The organism is Acinetobacter sp. YH12064, from assembly GCF_013419735.1.
GTDB classification, from domain to species: Bacteria; Pseudomonadota; Gammaproteobacteria; order Pseudomonadales; family Moraxellaceae; genus Acinetobacter; species Acinetobacter amyesii.
The window spans coordinates 87678-103463 of record NZ_VOZP01000002.1; the positions used below are offsets into that span (position 1 = coordinate 87678).

The following is a 15786-nucleotide window of genomic DNA, read 5'->3' on the forward strand; positions in this document are numbered from 1 at the left end:
TTACTCATTAAAAAAGTCACTGTTAAGAGTGACTTTTAAACTTGATAAAATTTACTTCACTTTGGTTTTACGAATCATTTTATATAACGTTGTCGGTGATAATCGAGATACCCAAACACCGAGCTTTTCTTTAGAACCACCCACCACGATGTATTCTTCCCCACGTTGCAAAGATTGCACCACCGTTTCGGCAAACTCATTGGCTTCTAGACCATTTTCAATGGCTTCATCCTGATGCCCTTGTGGCTTGCCGGCACCATTGAGTGCATTAAATGAAACATTGGTTTTGACAAATCCGGGGAATATCACCGATACGCCCACCCCTTGATCCGCAACTTCCGCACGTAGACTGTTCGCCCACATATGAATGGCAGCTTTTGCAGCAGAATAGGTCGCGCGGTATTGTGTCCCTAATAAGCCTGCAACACTTGAAACAAAAGCAATTCGACCAGACTTTTGTGCTAAAAATGTCGGTAAAACGGTTTTAGTCAAATAGACTTGCGAAAAATAATCTACTTCCATGATGGCACGTTCAGTTTGCATAGTCGTATCCGTGATCAATGCACGCTGACTCAATCCCGCATTATTGATTAGCCAATCAATTCGGCCTTTATGCGCAAGGACTTGTTCATAAGCATGGCGAACTTGTTCTTCATTGGTAATATCGGCACACACTGAAAGATGCTGATCTGGATGTAATAATGAAACCCGGACTTTTTCCAACTCTTCAAAACGACGTGCGGTCAAAATGACCTGCGCCCCTTGCAAAGCACATTCTTTTGCTAAAGCTTCACCCAAACCTGACGATGCCCCAGTAATCCATACCACTTTTCCGTTCAAATCATCACGTTTTGCCATTTTGACATCCTTTTAAATAACTAATTTATTCATTTATATGTATTTTATGCTTTACGTAGTACAGGCTCATTGTTCAAAAACACCATAAAATGATCAAAGTACTGACTCATTGACTGTGCATCATAAATTTTGCCGAGTTTATCAAAACGTTTATAACCGAGTTGCGTGGTGAGATTGATGACACCGGTTAAAGTTTTATCCACCACCATGTTAAATTTCAGCATTTTTTTCGGTTCTCGCACCAAATGCGTCACCCCGGCATCGACCACTTGTGTAAATGCCTTCAATGCGAGTGGGACATATTGATTCTGCCCTTCTTTCATTTGACTGACATAGGCAAGCAAGTCGGTTGCTAAAGAGGCATCGATCGGATAATGCATATAATGCTGACCATCTTCGCTGTAAAAACGTCCATATAAATAATTTACCATCGGTACAAGGCGGTCATTGCCAAAAAAAGACACCGACCACGGCATATATTTACGGGTCGTTTCACGTATTTGCTGAATAATTTTTTCGGATTCATTGTCTCCAGACTTATTCATGCGCGCCATTTGGCCAAAAACTTGATCTAAAATTTCACATGCAATATCCGCTAAATTATCCCCTAAGGCTTTGGACTGACTTTCTGTTTCACCTGCATTGAGTTTTTGATGAATCGTCTCAAAACGTTGATATGTCGTAGGTTGAATCTTTAAAGAAATAGAATAAGTCATTTGATATTGCTCCTTTTATCTTAGTTTTGGGATCAATGGGTACTTCTTATCTTAGGTCCTATCATACGGACTCTTTTATTTACTGCCAAATCCTAAAAGTTAACATTCGCCCAACATCCCTAATTCACCATTTTTTTTGCTACAATAGATCTAATTTTTTATCCACTTTTGATCTGTTTAGACTATGACTGATTCAGCGCAAAATATTGCTACGACTTACGATCCGACCGAGATCGAAAAAAAATGGTACAAGACTTGGGAAGAGAGAGGCTACTTCAAGCCATCTCAAAAAGGTGATTCATTCTGTATTATGATTCCGCCGCCAAACGTCACCGGTAGCTTGCACATGGGTCATGGTTTCAACAATGCCATTATGGATGCGTTGACTCGTTATAACCGTATGTCTGGCAAAAATACCCTTTGGCAGCCGGGTACTGACCATGCAGGTATTGCAACGCAAATGGTTGTTGAACGTCAATTGGGTGCTGAAGGCATCAGCCGTCACGACCTTGGCCGTGAAAAGTTCATCGAAAAAGTGTGGGAATGGAAAGAACAATCTGGCGGTAATATTACCCGTCAAATCCGTCGCCTCGGTTCTTCTGTAGACTGGTCTCGTGAACGCTTCACCATGGACGAAGGTCTTTCTAACGCGGTTAAAGAAGTATTTGTTAAGCTACATGAAGAAGGCTTAATTTACCGTGGTAAACGCCTAGTCAACTGGGACCCTAAACTACAAACTGCCCTTTCTGACTTAGAAGTTGAGTCTGATAAAGAAGAAGCAGGTTCACTTTGGCACTTCAAATATTTCTTTGAAGACAAATCAATCCGCACCCATGACGGCAAAGATCACATTGTTGTGGCGACAACACGTCCTGAAACATTACTTGGCGATACCGCTGTTGCAGTTGCACTGGATGATGAACGCTATGCAGCGCTTGTGGGTAAAAACATTATCCTACCTATTACAGGCCGAGCAGTTCCAATCGTTAAAGACGAATATGTAGACAAAGAATTTGGTACAGGCTGTGTGAAAATCACCCCTGCGCACGACTTCAATGACTATGAAGTGGGCAAACGCTGTGAACTTCCAATCATCAACATCTTCAACAAAAATGCTGAAGTTCTTGCTGAATTTGAATACATCGCAAAAGCGGGCGAGCAAATTTCTAAAACCATTCCTGCCCCTGCAGACTATATTGGTTTAGAACGTTTTGAAGCACGTAAAAAATTGGTTGCTCAAGCAGAAGCTGAAGGCTGGTTAGACCAAATTCAACCGTACACATTGAAGCCACCTCGCGGTGACCGCTCAGGCGTGATTGTTGAGCCACTTCTAACAGACCAATGGTATGTGAAAATTGCGCCGCTTGCTGAGCCTGCAATTAAAGCGGTTAAAGATGGCGACATCAAATTCGTTCCTGAGCAATACAGCAACATGTACATGGCTTGGATGAATAACATTCAAGACTGGTGTATTTCACGTCAATTGTGGTGGGGTCACCGTATTCCTGCTTGGTACGATGCTGAAGGTAACGTATTTGTAGGTCGTGATGAAGCTGAAGTTCGTGCAAAAAACGGCATTGCACCTGAAGTTGAATTAAAACAAGACGAAGATGTACTCGATACTTGGTTCTCTTCTGGTCTTTGGACATTCTCAACTTTAGGTTGGACTGGTGACGCTGCGAAAGATAAAGAAAACTACTTCTTAAATACTTTCCACCCGACTGATGTACTAGTAACAGGTTTCGACATCATCTTCTTCTGGGTTGCCCGCATGATCATGATGACCATGCACTTCATGAAAAATGAAGACGGCACACCGCAAGTTCCGTTCAAAACTGTGTACGTTCACGGTTTGGTTCGTGATGGCGAAGGTCAGAAAATGTCTAAATCTAAGGGCAACGTGCTTGACCCATTAGATTTGATTGACGGTGTTGATCTTGAAACTTTAGTACAAAAACGTACAACAGGTTTGATGAACCCGAAACAAGCAGCGAAGATTGAAAAATCAACCCGTAAAGAATTCCCTGAAGGTATTCAATCTTACGGTACTGACGCTGTACGTTTCACATTCTGTGCGCTTGCGAACACTGGCCGTGACATTAAGTTCGACATGAAACGTGTTGAAGGCTACCGTAACTTTGCCAACAAAATCTGGAACGCTACCCGTTTCGTGATGATGAACTGTGAAGAGCAAGTGATTGGTCAGGAAGTTCGTCAAGACCTTTGGGAATTGCCTGAACAGTGGATCGTGAGCCGTCTACAAAAAGCGGAACAAGCGGTGCAAACAGCATTTGCAACATACCGTTTAGATTTGGCTGCACAAGCGATTTACGAGTTCATTTGGAATGAATACTGTGACTGGTATGTAGAGCTGACTAAGCCTGTTCTAAATGATGAAAACGTATCAGTTGAACGTAAAGCTGAAGTACGTCGTGTATTGCTTGCTGTGATGGAAGCGTCTTTACGTTTGGCTCACCCATTGATGCCTTACCTAACAGAAGAAATCTGGCAAACACTTGCGCCGAAACTCAACATTTCTGGCGAAACAATCATGTTGGCTCAGTACCCTGTTGCGGATGAAGCGAAAATCAACGAACAAGCTGAAGCAGATATGCAATGGCTGCAAGGTTTGATTGGTGCGGTACGTAATATCCGTGGTGAGATGGGTCTAGGTAATGCTCGCTTGTTGCCTGTTCTTCTTCAAAATACCACTGATGCTGAAAAAGCGCAGATTGCTCGTATTGAACCATTGTTTAAAGCATTGGCAAAAGTTGAAAGCATTACCTTCTTGGCTGATGGTGAACAACCGCCATTGTCTTCTTCATCTGTAGTCGGTCACGTGTCTGTATTCGTTCCTATGAAGGGTTTAATTGACCCGAAAGCGGAATTGGGTCGTTTGCAAAAAGACTTAGACAAGGTTCAAAAACAGCATGACCAAATTGCGAATAAACTTTCCAATGAAGGTTTTGTGGCTAAAGCACCTGCGGCTGTGGTTGAAGGTGAGAAAGTGAAACTTGCTGAATTTGCTGATCAGTTAGCGAAGATTAAAGCGAATATGGAGCAGATTGCGGCGCTTTAATGTGTTGTTAGTTTGATTCAAAAAAATCCCCTCAATTGAGGGGATTTTTTATGCATCCAAAATACTTTTTAAATGTGTGATCAATTTAGAATTAAGCTCTCGAATCTCTTCAATAGTTACTTTTTCATCTTTTCTATTTTCAAAAATCCATTGTATAAATTCTTCACTATGATCAAACCTATCATTTATCTCTATATCTTCATCAAATATATATGGTAAAACTAAAACATCATTACGACTATCTTGATAATGAAATCTATCAGGCCATTGAATTGTTGCACTAAAACCTAATTTTCTATATTCTCCCCACGCAGGAAATATTTTTCTACAACCGATCTCATAAAATCCTGACTTTATATCCAAATTTAATATTTTCTTTAAATAGCAATTTGAAACTGGTTGCATATCCTCTTTACTAAACAAATATTTTTTAACTGAGTTTTCTCTATAATCAACTTGATAATAAATATTACCTCTAGTCAAAATAAAAAGTATGATTTCTAAAAGCTCTTTATTTGCAATATTTTTAAACAAATTATCAATAGAACCATTAGAACTATGACTATCAGATATTAATAACTCATTAATTTCATTACTCTTAACTTTTTCAATAAAATCACCTAGTTGAATTATATTATCTCCTATTAATAATTTTAATTTTTTTAAATCACTCAGCATTAAATCTGAAATTTTTTCATATTCACATAAGCCTACATAACAGGCAACTGCATATGGCTTTTCATCATCAGGAATAAACTCATATCTACTTCTAATATAGTTTTTTATTGCATCTTTTACTTTTTTTCCAATTTTACGCTTTACTTCTGCCAAAATTTTTTCACGATTAAATGTTAAAAATTCATCAGCACGCTCTCCATAAAAATCCAAATTTCCACTAAAAAAACTTAAGTAGTTATCAACATCAAAATCTTTAAAAAATTGCCCTCTAAAGTAGGTACTACTACGACTATAATGATAATCACCAAAATTAATTTGAGAAATCATTATTCCTGTTTCTTCATCATAAATATATTTACCATTATCAACCTTTTTGGTTAAAAAATTACTACCTATGGGGCTCTCAAAGAAAAATTTAGTTATACTATTTTTTATATTAATTATTTCATAATCTTTTAAATTAGAACCTGATTTAGTGAAATCATATTTTTTTAATTTATTAGATATTTCTTTTTCTCCAAATGGCAATGATATTCTTTCCGGAAAATCTTGAATTTTCAAATCAATAATAAATTTTGTACCGTAATCCATGGCAACTGAATTGTTAATTTTTTTTATTACTACATTTCCTTTATTTTTATTAAAACTGATTTTTAAAGTTTCATTGCTAATTATAGACTTAGAAACTATTGTAAATTTATTAGATAACAAATATGCACTTTGAATTCCGATTCCAAACATACCAGATGGTCTAAACCATTTTGGCATATCATTAATAGTTTTTATTTTTTTCTTATTTTTTCTTGAACCACCAACTTCAAGCATGAATTTCAAAGTGTCTCGATCGATACCAAGACCATGATCAGTAATCTCTAAAGTCCATATATCATCTTTTTTGTGTTCAAAATTTATTTCAATAGGATACTTAGCATATAAACTTTGAATTGATGAATCTAATGGGCTTTTTGCCTCATTAATAATTTTTGAATCTTCTAACCAAATTCTTTGCAATGTGGCATCAACAGCATTTTGTAAAATTTCTCGAATACTATCTACTTTTGATGTATATAATCCTGTACTACGTAATATTCCCAATACAGCATCTTGATTAATTTTAAAGTTGGGTTTTTTCCCCTTTTCTAAAATTAAGTATGGCTCTTCAATATCTACTTTTGGTGTTGTTAGAGTCGGTAATCTACCTAATTCTTTATTCGGTACAATTTCATTCCATCTTTGTGTTTGATTATGATATTCCTGCTGTAACCATGAAAACCAATCATGTGTCACCTCATAAGCATCAGGATTAGGACATACTGAATCTACTTCAATTCTTTCTGAATCTAAGCGTAAATGTCTAATTGAAAGATGTTTTTCATTATGAATATGACTTAAATGTGGCATATGACTCCCACACATATTCATCATTACAGGACAAAATCTATTATCATCTACATCTAATAAATCACCCATTCTAATCAAACAAGCTACATATCTAGGATGACAATCTTCCGAAGCCATTCCTGCTTCTGCATGAGGTAATTTCATTACATCATCAAAACTGTCGCCATGTGCACGACAAATATCTGCTACAACACGAAATAATCTATTAGGAAGTAACTCATTACGTGGCGAATCTAGACCTATTTCATGTAATGGATTTTGAACGATTTTAGCGGAGTTTTCAGGATGCTTTCTACGATACCATTCTGCAAGTAATTGAATATAATTATGAAAAAAAGAATGTGCTTTAGCTTGTTTAGGTAATACTGCTTTTTCTTTTAACCATCTTTTCGCAAAAGAATGTAATTCATGATCTTTATCATCTTTTAAACTTTTTACAAAATCATCAAACTCTTGAGAATTCATATCCTCAATTTGCTTTTGCGTGATCACCATTCCAATATCATGATTATAAGCTGACTCTAGGATTAACCATGTATCTGTCGCACTTAAATACTTAATCTTATCTCCTAACATTCGTTCAATATTCACAATAATTTGTTTCGAATGAGACGCATCATGACGGCTATAATGTGGAAAAATAGTATTTATATTTTGTAGTGCTTTGCTAATTAACTCTTGGTCAAATCTCCATTGAGATTCTAAAAGTTTTAAATGGGGATGCCGATTACAAGCCACTTCAAAATGTTTTTCTAAACTATAAAATTGATCATTTTCAATTGTTATATTTGAATATGTCCCCATTTCACCCTCTTAAATAAATTTAATATTTTTATCAACTTTATCATAATTTTAAAGAAATGAATCTAAAGGAAGCTATAGTACCCCATGCCCCAACAACATCTCCAACCCACTCTCTTTCCCCATAAAATTAAGTCTCTGCTTTTCCGCTTTAAGCTGTTGCTTCACCGCAGACACATCCGCATCAATCTGTTTATACAAATCCGTAATATTCAATTGCCCTTTTGATTTACTCACCGCAATTTTGGCTTTATTCGACCACACAAGTGAATCAATCAATTCCTGAATTTGTTTTTTTAAGGACTGACTTTGCGCTTCTAAAGCCTGTTGGTAAAACTTCACTTGCTCCGCAGTTAACCCTTTATTTGAACCGTTTTTACTTTGCTCAACTTCAAGTTGAAGTTTCAGTAAAAAGAACAAATCTTCCTGTTTATAAGCTTCATTGGCACGTTGTAAAAGCTCGGTCTTTTCAGCTTTTTTCGATTCATCAGGCTCACGGTCAGGGTGAATAATCGAGGCAATTTTTAAATACACTGTTTTCAGCGATTGATTCACCATCTTTTCAGCTTGTGCTTGTTTGTCTTGCTGACGTTTGAGTTTGGCTTGTTCACGTGCTTGTTGGTATTGGTCGCTATTCCAATCCTCATCAAAACTTTCTTCTTCAGCCTGAGTCTCGATATTTTCAGGCTCATCAAAGAATTCTACATTTTTCTTCTTGGATTTTTTCTTATCGTACTCGTTCGCCTGTACATAATAAGCATACATCTTCTCAACTTCATCCACCTGCTGTTGGTTCAGCATTCGAGAACCTCGCAGTAAACTCGCGAGCGCTTGGATTTTATCTTCAACAGTCGCTGTATCAGTTTTGCTTAAACGGTATAGATTCAAGCTATTCCACAAGGTCTGCATTTGTTCATACAGCGTGCTGTAAAGTTCACGATAAGCAGGCATGAGTGCCTTTTGGCTATAAGCTCGAATCTCGTCTTTGGCATTTTGCCATGCAACCAGCAATGCTTTTTGTTGTTCAATTTCATCAATTAAACGATTCAGCTTTTTATGCTGTGGCGAGACTTCAAGCACCGTCTGGTGCGTCGGTTTAAGTTCAAAAGACATACATAAAAACGTACAGCGAAAATATCATTATAGCTGAAAACACAATCTCCAAAGCAGTGCTACATAATGCGTGTCGTGTCGTTCATGCAGCATCGATTGGATAATTAAAAAAAACATTTAAGCAAAACGTTGTAAGTATTGTTCTAATTCCTCATGGCGTACAACATCATGTCCTGCATGACTTCGACTTTGTTCCAAGAGATGCTCTGAGTCGATCACTGCCACGCGATGACCATCTGCAATTAAACGATCTACACCTTCAAAGAGCATTCGGACACCAACATCGTGTATCAAAGAAATATTGGTCAGGTCTAAAACGATATGGTTAGTCGCAATAGGTTCATCCTCTAAGATCCGCAGCAACATTTCCGACTCAGTAAATTGCAATACGCCGCGCAGTTCATACACCACCACTGAACGATCTATCCCGCAGGTATAGCGACTTTGGACGATCGTTTGCGCTGAAGGTGTTCCCTCCATGACATGCAGTCCCATGTCCTTAGACAGTCGTTCAAATATTTCGACGCCTCGAACACTATTCCCATGTGTATCCAGTTTCGGACTAAAGACCGCCAGCCCAACCTGCCCCGGTAAAGCCCCCATGATGCCACCGGCCACACCGCTTTTGGCAGGAATACCGACCGTTGTCAGCCAATCACCCGCAGCATCATACATGCCGCAAGTCATCATCACGCTTAACACTTGGCGCACCACCGAACGTGACAGCAACCGTTTACCTGTGGCAGCTTGCACGCCACCATTGGCAAGCACACTGGCCATTTTTGCCAAATCTTTAACTGTCACTAATATTGCACACTGACGAATATAGCCGTTCACCACATCTTCAGGGTCTTCTTCAAGTACACCGACTGTGCGCAGCATGTAACCAATCGACAAATTTCGAAAAGCCGTCTTCACTTCAGACTGGTAAACCGCTTCATCAAAACTCAGCTCACGCCCTGCCAGTTCACTTAAAAATTCACGGAGTTTTTCAGCTCGGGTGCTGTGTTCGTCATGCGGTAATAGTGAATGTGTGGTGATTGCCCCCGAATTGATCATCGGGTTTTTCGGGGTATTGCTCTGTGGATCGAGCGCAATTTGATTGAATGCCTCTCCCGATGGCTCGACACCGACTTTTTGTAAAACGCTGTCTAAACCAAGATGACGAATCGCTAAGGCATAAGCAAAAGGTTTAGACATCGACTGAATGGTGAACTCGACTTCGTCATCACCCGTGGAATAAATCGTGCCATCTACGGTAGACAGTGCCAAAGCCAGTCTATTTGGATTGGCGTTAGCTAACTCAGGAATATAATCTGCCAAAGCTCCGTGCTGATTGGCATCGCAGCCATTGAGGACATGCTGTAAATAATCTGGAACAGGCGTTTTCATAAGGGCTATTTTTTGTTGTGTGCTTTTCTATTTATAACAAATTGAGCTGCCTCTGTATAAGTCCTTATGGTGAAGCCGTGTTCTGAGCTAAAACCTGTATGTGCTGTATATTCAAATGGTGCATCATTTCTCGAATAAAAACGAAATAACTGAGTTGAATGATTGCCTGCTCACCAAATAGATTTTGATAATATTCGGTATGTTCAATCATTTCATTAAAGCCATGTTCTAAGCTTTGTCGGTCAATGCAGGACGCATGTTCAAAAAAGGTCTGCGCCAATATATGTAGCATCGTGTCATTCGACTGAGCATAGCGCTGCGTCTGATAATCAAGCTGTAATCGTTCTAAAATTTCTTCAATTTCATAGATCAAATATTCAATCGCTAAAGCATCGAAGCGCTGATGTCGGACACATTTTTGCACCAAAGCCGCTAAGCCATGATCAAAATGAATATTCTGTTGCTCGGTCTGAAAGTCGAGCTGCGCTAATCCGAGCTGAAATTGTAATTGCTGCATAACTATCGTTTAAATTATTTAATCTTCTGCAAAGTTTAACTCACGAAAGCTACGCACTTGGTTACGACCTTGTTGCTTTGCCATATACAGCGCTTGATCGGCCATACGCGTGACCACAGCAGACGGTGTCCCCTCAATCGCCGTTGCCACACCAAAACTTGCACTAATCTTCAACATTTGTTGGTTGGCTATCATAGTTTCAGCTTCAGAAATGGCTAATCGACAGCGTTCAGCGACATCTATCGCCTGCTCTAAACTCTGATTTTTTAAAATTAAAATAAATTCTTCGCCGCCATAACGCCCAACCACATCTTGCACACGGGTATTATCATTTAAAATTTGAGCAACACGTTGTAAAACGGCATCTCCTGCATCATGTCCATATTGGTCATTGATCAGTTTAAAATGGTCGAGATCAAGCAAAACCACTGCAAATTCAGGCCGTGTCTGTTTGCTGAGTTTATCAAGTTCATGACTAACATAACGTCGGTTAAACACATTGGTCAGCCCATCGACACGGCTGAGGACTTCCATCTTTTGTTCACGGTGTCGCCACTGTAAAAGCAAAATCTGAAAAAATACTGCACTGATGATCAATATGGGTAAATACAACTCCGCCATACTCATCAGCCAAAAGGCATTGTCGTAAAACTCACTCTGTTTTAAAGCTGGGCTGAAAATCGGTGCATATTCTAGATGGTCAATCGAAGTTTGATAGCAAATGTAGCCAATAAACAGTGTGATCGGAAATGTAATACTGAGCATAATTGCAGGACGATAAAAAACCAAACCGACCATCAGCAGATTGACCGTCCCCGCCATAGTGGCAGGACTATAGATCCCGATCATATAGCCACCATAGATCATGCCGATCCCAAATAGGACGGGCGCAAAATAGCTAAAAAACAGTCTAAAATTTAAATATTTTTTGAAATAAAGACTGAGTACTGCCAATACGCCATAACTGAGTAGGACTATACAAGCGACGATGATCCTGAACTTGAGTTCACTCGGATTAAACCAAATCCGATTGGTCGAATAATAAAAATTCATGATGCACCACTTCAACACGCTAACTTGACTCAGCATGCCAAAGATGAGGAGTAAACGCCCTTTATCATAGTCAGACCAATTGATGATGAGATAGTCGGATTCAAATAAAAGATGCTTCAACTTACGCCATTGTACGCCCCAGTTCGTACAGACAGCATTGCCCCAGTTTTTCCCCATTAATCTACTTTTTTATTTTATTGTTTCGCTAGTTATACAAGGTTTTAACTTCAAAAAGAATGCCTATTTTCACAGTTATAAGTGCAACATTTGAAGCCTTTAAACTTCACTTGCACCACTATTCAAATTACTTTTCCTCTATTTTTTAGCTCAATTGGTCATTTTTATATTTTAAATAGCATGGTTTATTATTCTAAACGCTCGGTGAATAAGATCCCGTTCAGATGATCGACCTCATGTTGCACGATCCGTGCGGGAAAGCCATTCAGGGTTTTCTCTTTGACTTCACCTTGAAGGGTCAAATATCGCACGTGAATTTGCTCGGCTCTCGGGACTTGTCCTCGTGCATTCAGCACACTTAAGCAGCCTTCTTCACCCAAAACCGTGGTCGTAGATCGAGATGTAATCACTGGATTGACCATCACGATCGCCTCCATTTCAGGCGCATCGGGATAGCGTAAATTTGCACGTGAAGCCACGATAATCACCCGCTTTGAAACATAAATTTGCGGCGCGGCAATGCCTACGCCTTGACGCTCAAGCATAGTGGCATGCAGTGTTTCACTTAGTGCAGTTAACCATGCAGAACCTATTTCAGATGCTTGTACCTCTGCGGCAGTGAGCGTCAAAATCGCTTCACCACGCTGTGCAACAGCAGCAACATTACTCATGTTTTTATCCTTTTTAAGTCTAGCGGGCTGAAATCACTTTAAAAAAACAACCATGCAATATGCATTATTATCGGTTCTGAGTATAAAACAACAGCGTGCTATGGCTTTGAATCTTTTGTGGTTTATATAGAGCACAAAGTAAAATAGTAGATCATACTACCCTATGCCATTGATATTTATCATTTATACATCAAGGTACGCCATTATCTATTACCAATCATTCTTTAAGTTAATGCGACTTTATCTATATTATTTTGTTCTTAATTAATGATATTTTCATAACTATAAGTTTTTAATAAGGCAACAAAGTTTGATTATTCAATAAAAATTTGAATCACTAAAATCGTCAAATGCTATTTGCTGCTGGAAAATATTTGCATGGAAGCTCAGCCACGCCTGACTCGTCAAGATAAACGCACCCTCGGACTGTCATCCCTCGGTGGCGCACTTGAGTTTTATGACTTTGTCATTTATGTGTTTTACGCCAAAATTATTTCGGAACTGTTTTTCCCCACTGGCCTCAGTCCATTTTGGGCGATGTTGAATACCTACGGTATTTTTGCAGCAGGATATTTTTTCCGCCCATTGGGTGGTGTGGTGATGGCGCATTTTGGCGATTTGATTGGTCGTAAGCGTTTATTTAGTTTGTCTATTTTACTCATGGCTCTGCCTACACTGATGATTGGTGTGATGCCGACTTTTGAAAGTATTGGCTATGCAGCACCACTTTTGCTCCTACTGATGCGTGTGATTCAAGGCATCGCGATTGGTGGTGAAATCCCTGCTGCATGGACTTTTGTTTCAGAGCATGTGCCTGAGCAAAAAATTGGTATCGCCAATGGCTTACTCACTGCTGGCTTATCTTTAGGTATCCTATTGGGCGCACTGATGTCTTTGTTTATTTCATTACAATTTACAGAGTCAGAAATCCATGATTGGGCATGGCGGATTCCATTCATTCTAGGCGGGATCTTTGGTTTTATTGCGCTCTATCTCCGCAGTTATTTAAAAGAAACGCCTGTATTTAAAGCCATGCAAGAAAAGAAACAATTGGCTAAAGAGCTTCCAGTGAAACAAGTACTGCAACAGCACAAAACAGGCGTTGTGATTGGTATGCTGTTTACATGGTTCTTAACAGGCTGTGTTGTTGTGCTGATTTTAGCGATGCCAAATCTACTCACGGGCGCCTTTGGTTTTGAACGTGCAGATGCCTTTAAAATGCAAAGTGCCGCTATTGTGATGCAAATGGTCGGTTGTATCTTGGCAGGTCTTTTGGCAGATCGCTTCGGTGCGGGTAAAGTGATGCTATTCGGTTCCCTCCTTGTTGCGATAATTGCGGGCGTGTTCTATAACAGCTTGGGCCATGTGGCAGCATCGACCGTGTTTGCACTCTATATGCTGCTCGGTTTGGCATCAGGCACGGTTGGTATGGTGTCTTATAGTATGGTGAAAATGTTCCCTGCACAGATTCGTTTCTCGGGCATTTCATTTTCATACAATTTGGCCTATGCCATCGCGGGTGGTATCACCTTGCCTTTGGTTCAATGGTTGAGTTTATACAGCAACATTGGCGCCATGTATTATATATGGAGCGTCTGTTTGGTGACCTTCTTTACTGCGATGCTCTATCGTCAACGTTTTGAAAAAACTTCGCACTAAAAATAAAAAAAGCGGTCAATGACCGCTTTTTTTAACTTGCTTTCAAATCAATTCAGGCTTTTAAATTTTTACGTAATTCATCTTCTACAATTTCAATCTCAAGCTGACTAAAACGACGAATTTCACCTTCTGCATGTTTTTCAAGTAATCCACCAATCAGTGGAACTTTGACTTTCACCGTCCAGTCCAAATTGAAACTCACTTGTGTTGCATCACCACTGACACTTCGTTTACAACTGGCTTCGAGCGGTAGGTTCGGATCTAGTTTGACGTCAGAGGTTAATGCCGCCAAATTACTAATATCCGTACGTTTCAGACGAAACGCATCTTTTAAAAACTTCTTGGCAATATCTGGAATATTTACATCCAAGTTATAGGCACGTTTTAAGGTATACATATCACCTGTTTTTTTTGATTCTAAAATTTCTAGATTTTCACCCGGTATGCGTTTGCACACCGCTTCATGCAAGCTGATATCTGCGGCTAGTCGTTTAAAATCTTCAAGTGAAACGCCATGAATTGTGGCATTGACGGTAAATTGATGTGCCATTCTCGTAATCCTTCAGGTCAATATTGGTTTTATTGTTTTATGTCGCCTAGTCTACAGTTGCTATAACTGTGTTTTGGATTAAATCGGAAAGCGCTGTGGCTGTCATTGACCCGAAACCAAGCTAGAAATACAGAATTGCCATACTTCAAGTCAATCGGGCTTTGACTTAAAGGCTTTTTTGATAGATTTGCCCATGCTGATCTTTAAACTCGAGCTGAAATTCCCAGCCCGCATCAATTTTTAAATACATCTCCGCGTAGGACAACTTTGCGTACCAATGACCAAAGTCGAGGCTTACAATATCAAAGCGGGCTTGTTCAGGGAGCTGTTGCATTGGTTTTGCATGTATCAAAGCGCTGGGTTCAAAAGACGTGCAGTGCGAGCCATAATCATGAAAAAGTTCGAAACATAGCTGTTTAAAAATTTTAAATGTTGAATCTTTGGGATCAAGTTGCGTCATTGCTTTAATAGCTTCCCATTTTCATTTCTTCTTGCGCTTATTTTTATATTTCTATAACAAATCTTTGTGGTACTGCTTTTATAAATCTCAGTTTAATTTAAGCTGTTAATTTAACAGCATGCTATGCACTACACCATCCCGATCACGGTGTACCAATTTGATCGGTTGTGAATAATCGATCAAGATGCTTTGGTGTTTATAACTGATTTGGATGCCGTATTCATCTGCACCATCATCCAAACCGCTGATGCTACATTGCGTCCCTTGTGGAAATGCCTTGAGCCATTCAGCGTTATACACATCTGCTATTTGCTCAAACTGAAAAAAGCTCGCCTTTTGCTGCAGTAGAACCGTAGCTTGTCGGTCAAAACGCAGTTGCTGCTCAAGTTGAAAGTCGATAATCATGACTCTGCACGCTCTTTACTTATTCATCGGGATCGGATCATCGGCTATTAAAATCAAGCTTCGCAGACACCCAATTTTGCTTATAAATTCACAGAGGATTTTATGACATGTCTTAGACTCAAATGAACACAGCCACATTTCTTAAGGCATAAAAAAGGCACTTCTCATCGGGGTGAAGCCCGATTATGAAATGCCCTTTATGGTTACAAAGTAAATATATTTTTATAAATTGTCAAATTGGGAATGAAAAAAACAT

Annotated in this window: 13 protein-coding genes; 2 read left to right on the forward strand and 11 right to left on the reverse strand. The window is 39.2% G+C overall.

The features are described 5' to 3' along the window. Nucleotides 1–51: 51 nt before the first annotated feature. Nucleotides 52–858 (reverse strand): SDR family oxidoreductase, encoded by an 807-nt coding sequence (locus FTU13_RS02090; RefSeq protein ID WP_078191399.1) that lies wholly within the window; start codon nucleotides 856–858, stop codon nucleotides 52–54. Between the two features lie 44 nt (nucleotides 859–902). After that, nucleotides 903–1574, reverse strand: coding sequence for a hypothetical protein (locus tag FTU13_RS02095; protein ID WP_180083723.1), 672 nt, complete (start codon nucleotides 1572–1574; stop codon nucleotides 903–905). A gap of 184 nt (nucleotides 1575–1758) precedes the next feature. Here FTU13_RS02095 and FTU13_RS02100 point away from each other — a divergent pair, with 184 nt between their 5' ends. Beyond that, the gene (locus FTU13_RS02100; protein WP_180126277.1) at nucleotides 1759–4653 is read left to right on the forward strand and encodes a valine--tRNA ligase; all 2895 of its coding nucleotides are present in this window, start codon (nucleotides 1759–1761) and stop codon (nucleotides 4651–4653) included. A 48-nt stretch (nucleotides 4654–4701) separates the two neighbouring features. On the opposite strand, the gene FTU13_RS02105 is transcribed toward FTU13_RS02100, so the two are convergent. From FTU13_RS02105 to def, 6 genes are all read right to left on the reverse strand, one after another. Beyond that, nucleotides 4702–7536, reverse strand: a complete 2835-nt coding sequence (locus FTU13_RS02105) for an ATP-binding protein (RefSeq protein ID WP_180126275.1) — start codon at nucleotides 7534–7536, stop codon at nucleotides 4702–4704. Between the two features lie 72 nt (nucleotides 7537–7608). Beyond that, nucleotides 7609–8646 carry a molecular chaperone DnaJ gene (locus FTU13_RS02110; protein WP_180126273.1) on the reverse strand — a complete coding sequence of 346 codons (1038 nt, stop codon included), beginning with the start codon at nucleotides 8644–8646 and terminating at the stop codon, nucleotides 7609–7611. A gap of 117 nt (nucleotides 8647–8763) precedes the next feature. Then, complete coding sequence (locus tag FTU13_RS02115; RefSeq protein ID WP_180126271.1) at nucleotides 8764–10038, reverse strand: glutaminase; 1275 nt, start codon at nucleotides 10036–10038, stop codon at nucleotides 8764–8766. Nucleotides 10039–10102: 64 nt separating this feature from the next. After that, complete coding sequence (locus FTU13_RS02120) at nucleotides 10103–10555, reverse strand: hypothetical protein (protein WP_180126269.1); 453 nt, start codon at nucleotides 10553–10555, stop codon at nucleotides 10103–10105. 18 nt (nucleotides 10556–10573) lie between these two features. After that, nucleotides 10574–11785, reverse strand: coding sequence for a GGDEF domain-containing protein (locus FTU13_RS02125; protein WP_180126267.1), 1212 nt, complete (start codon nucleotides 11783–11785; stop codon nucleotides 10574–10576). Between the two features lie 188 nt (nucleotides 11786–11973). Next, a complete protein-coding gene (gene def, locus FTU13_RS02130; RefSeq protein ID WP_180126265.1) occupies nucleotides 11974–12456 on the reverse strand; it encodes a peptide deformylase in 483 nt (160 codons plus the stop codon). 378 nt (nucleotides 12457–12834) lie between these two features. Here def and FTU13_RS02135 point away from each other — a divergent pair, with 378 nt between their 5' ends. Continuing rightward, on the forward strand, nucleotides 12835–14115 hold the full coding sequence (locus FTU13_RS02135; RefSeq protein ID WP_180126263.1) for an MFS transporter: 1281 nt from the start codon (nucleotides 12835–12837) through the stop codon (nucleotides 14113–14115). Nucleotides 14116–14167: 52 nt separating this feature from the next. On the opposite strand, the gene FTU13_RS02140 is transcribed toward FTU13_RS02135, so the two are convergent. From FTU13_RS02140 to FTU13_RS02150, 3 genes are all read right to left on the reverse strand, one after another. Further along, complete coding sequence (locus FTU13_RS02140) at nucleotides 14168–14665, reverse strand: DUF2505 family protein (RefSeq protein ID WP_078192225.1); 498 nt, start codon at nucleotides 14663–14665, stop codon at nucleotides 14168–14170. Between the two features lie 166 nt (nucleotides 14666–14831). Then, nucleotides 14832–15125: a hypothetical protein gene (locus FTU13_RS02145; RefSeq protein ID WP_180126261.1), complete on the reverse strand. Its 294-nt coding sequence runs from the start codon at nucleotides 15123–15125 to the stop codon at nucleotides 14832–14834. Between the two features lie 105 nt (nucleotides 15126–15230). Continuing rightward, nucleotides 15231–15530, reverse strand: coding sequence for a hypothetical protein (locus FTU13_RS02150; protein WP_180023193.1), 300 nt, complete (start codon nucleotides 15528–15530; stop codon nucleotides 15231–15233). Between the last annotated feature and the right edge of the window lie 256 nt (nucleotides 15531–15786).

Coding starts and splice junctions, on each gene's coding strand:
- FTU13_RS02090 (WP_078191399.1), bottom strand. CDS start 858: ATGGCAAAACGTGATGATTTGAACGGAAAAGTGGTATGGATTACTGGG.
- FTU13_RS02095 (WP_180083723.1), bottom strand. CDS start 1,574: ATGACTTATTCTATTTCTTTAAAGATTCAACCTACGACATATCAACGT.
- FTU13_RS02100 (WP_180126277.1), top strand. CDS start 1,759: ATGACTGATTCAGCGCAAAATATTGCTACGACTTACGATCCGACCGAG.
- FTU13_RS02105 (WP_180126275.1), bottom strand. CDS start 7,536: ATGGGGACATATTCAAATATAACAATTGAAAATGATCAATTTTATAGT.
- FTU13_RS02110 (WP_180126273.1), bottom strand. CDS start 8,646: ATGTCTTTTGAACTTAAACCGACGCACCAGACGGTGCTTGAAGTCTCG.
- FTU13_RS02115 (WP_180126271.1), bottom strand. CDS start 10,038: ATGAAAACGCCTGTTCCAGATTATTTACAGCATGTCCTCAATGGCTGC.
- FTU13_RS02120 (WP_180126269.1), bottom strand. CDS start 10,555: ATGCAGCAATTACAATTTCAGCTCGGATTAGCGCAGCTCGACTTTCAG.
- FTU13_RS02125 (WP_180126267.1), bottom strand. CDS start 11,785: ATGGGGAAAAACTGGGGCAATGCTGTCTGTACGAACTGGGGCGTACAA.
- def (WP_180126265.1), bottom strand. CDS start 12,456: ATGAGTAATGTTGCTGCTGTTGCACAGCGTGGTGAAGCGATTTTGACG.
- FTU13_RS02135 (WP_180126263.1), top strand. CDS start 12,835: ATGGAAGCTCAGCCACGCCTGACTCGTCAAGATAAACGCACCCTCGGA.
- FTU13_RS02140 (WP_078192225.1), bottom strand. CDS start 14,665: ATGGCACATCAATTTACCGTCAATGCCACAATTCATGGCGTTTCACTT.
- FTU13_RS02145 (WP_180126261.1), bottom strand. CDS start 15,125: ATGACGCAACTTGATCCCAAAGATTCAACATTTAAAATTTTTAAACAG.
- FTU13_RS02150 (WP_180023193.1), bottom strand. CDS start 15,530: ATGATTATCGACTTTCAACTTGAGCAGCAACTGCGTTTTGACCGACAA.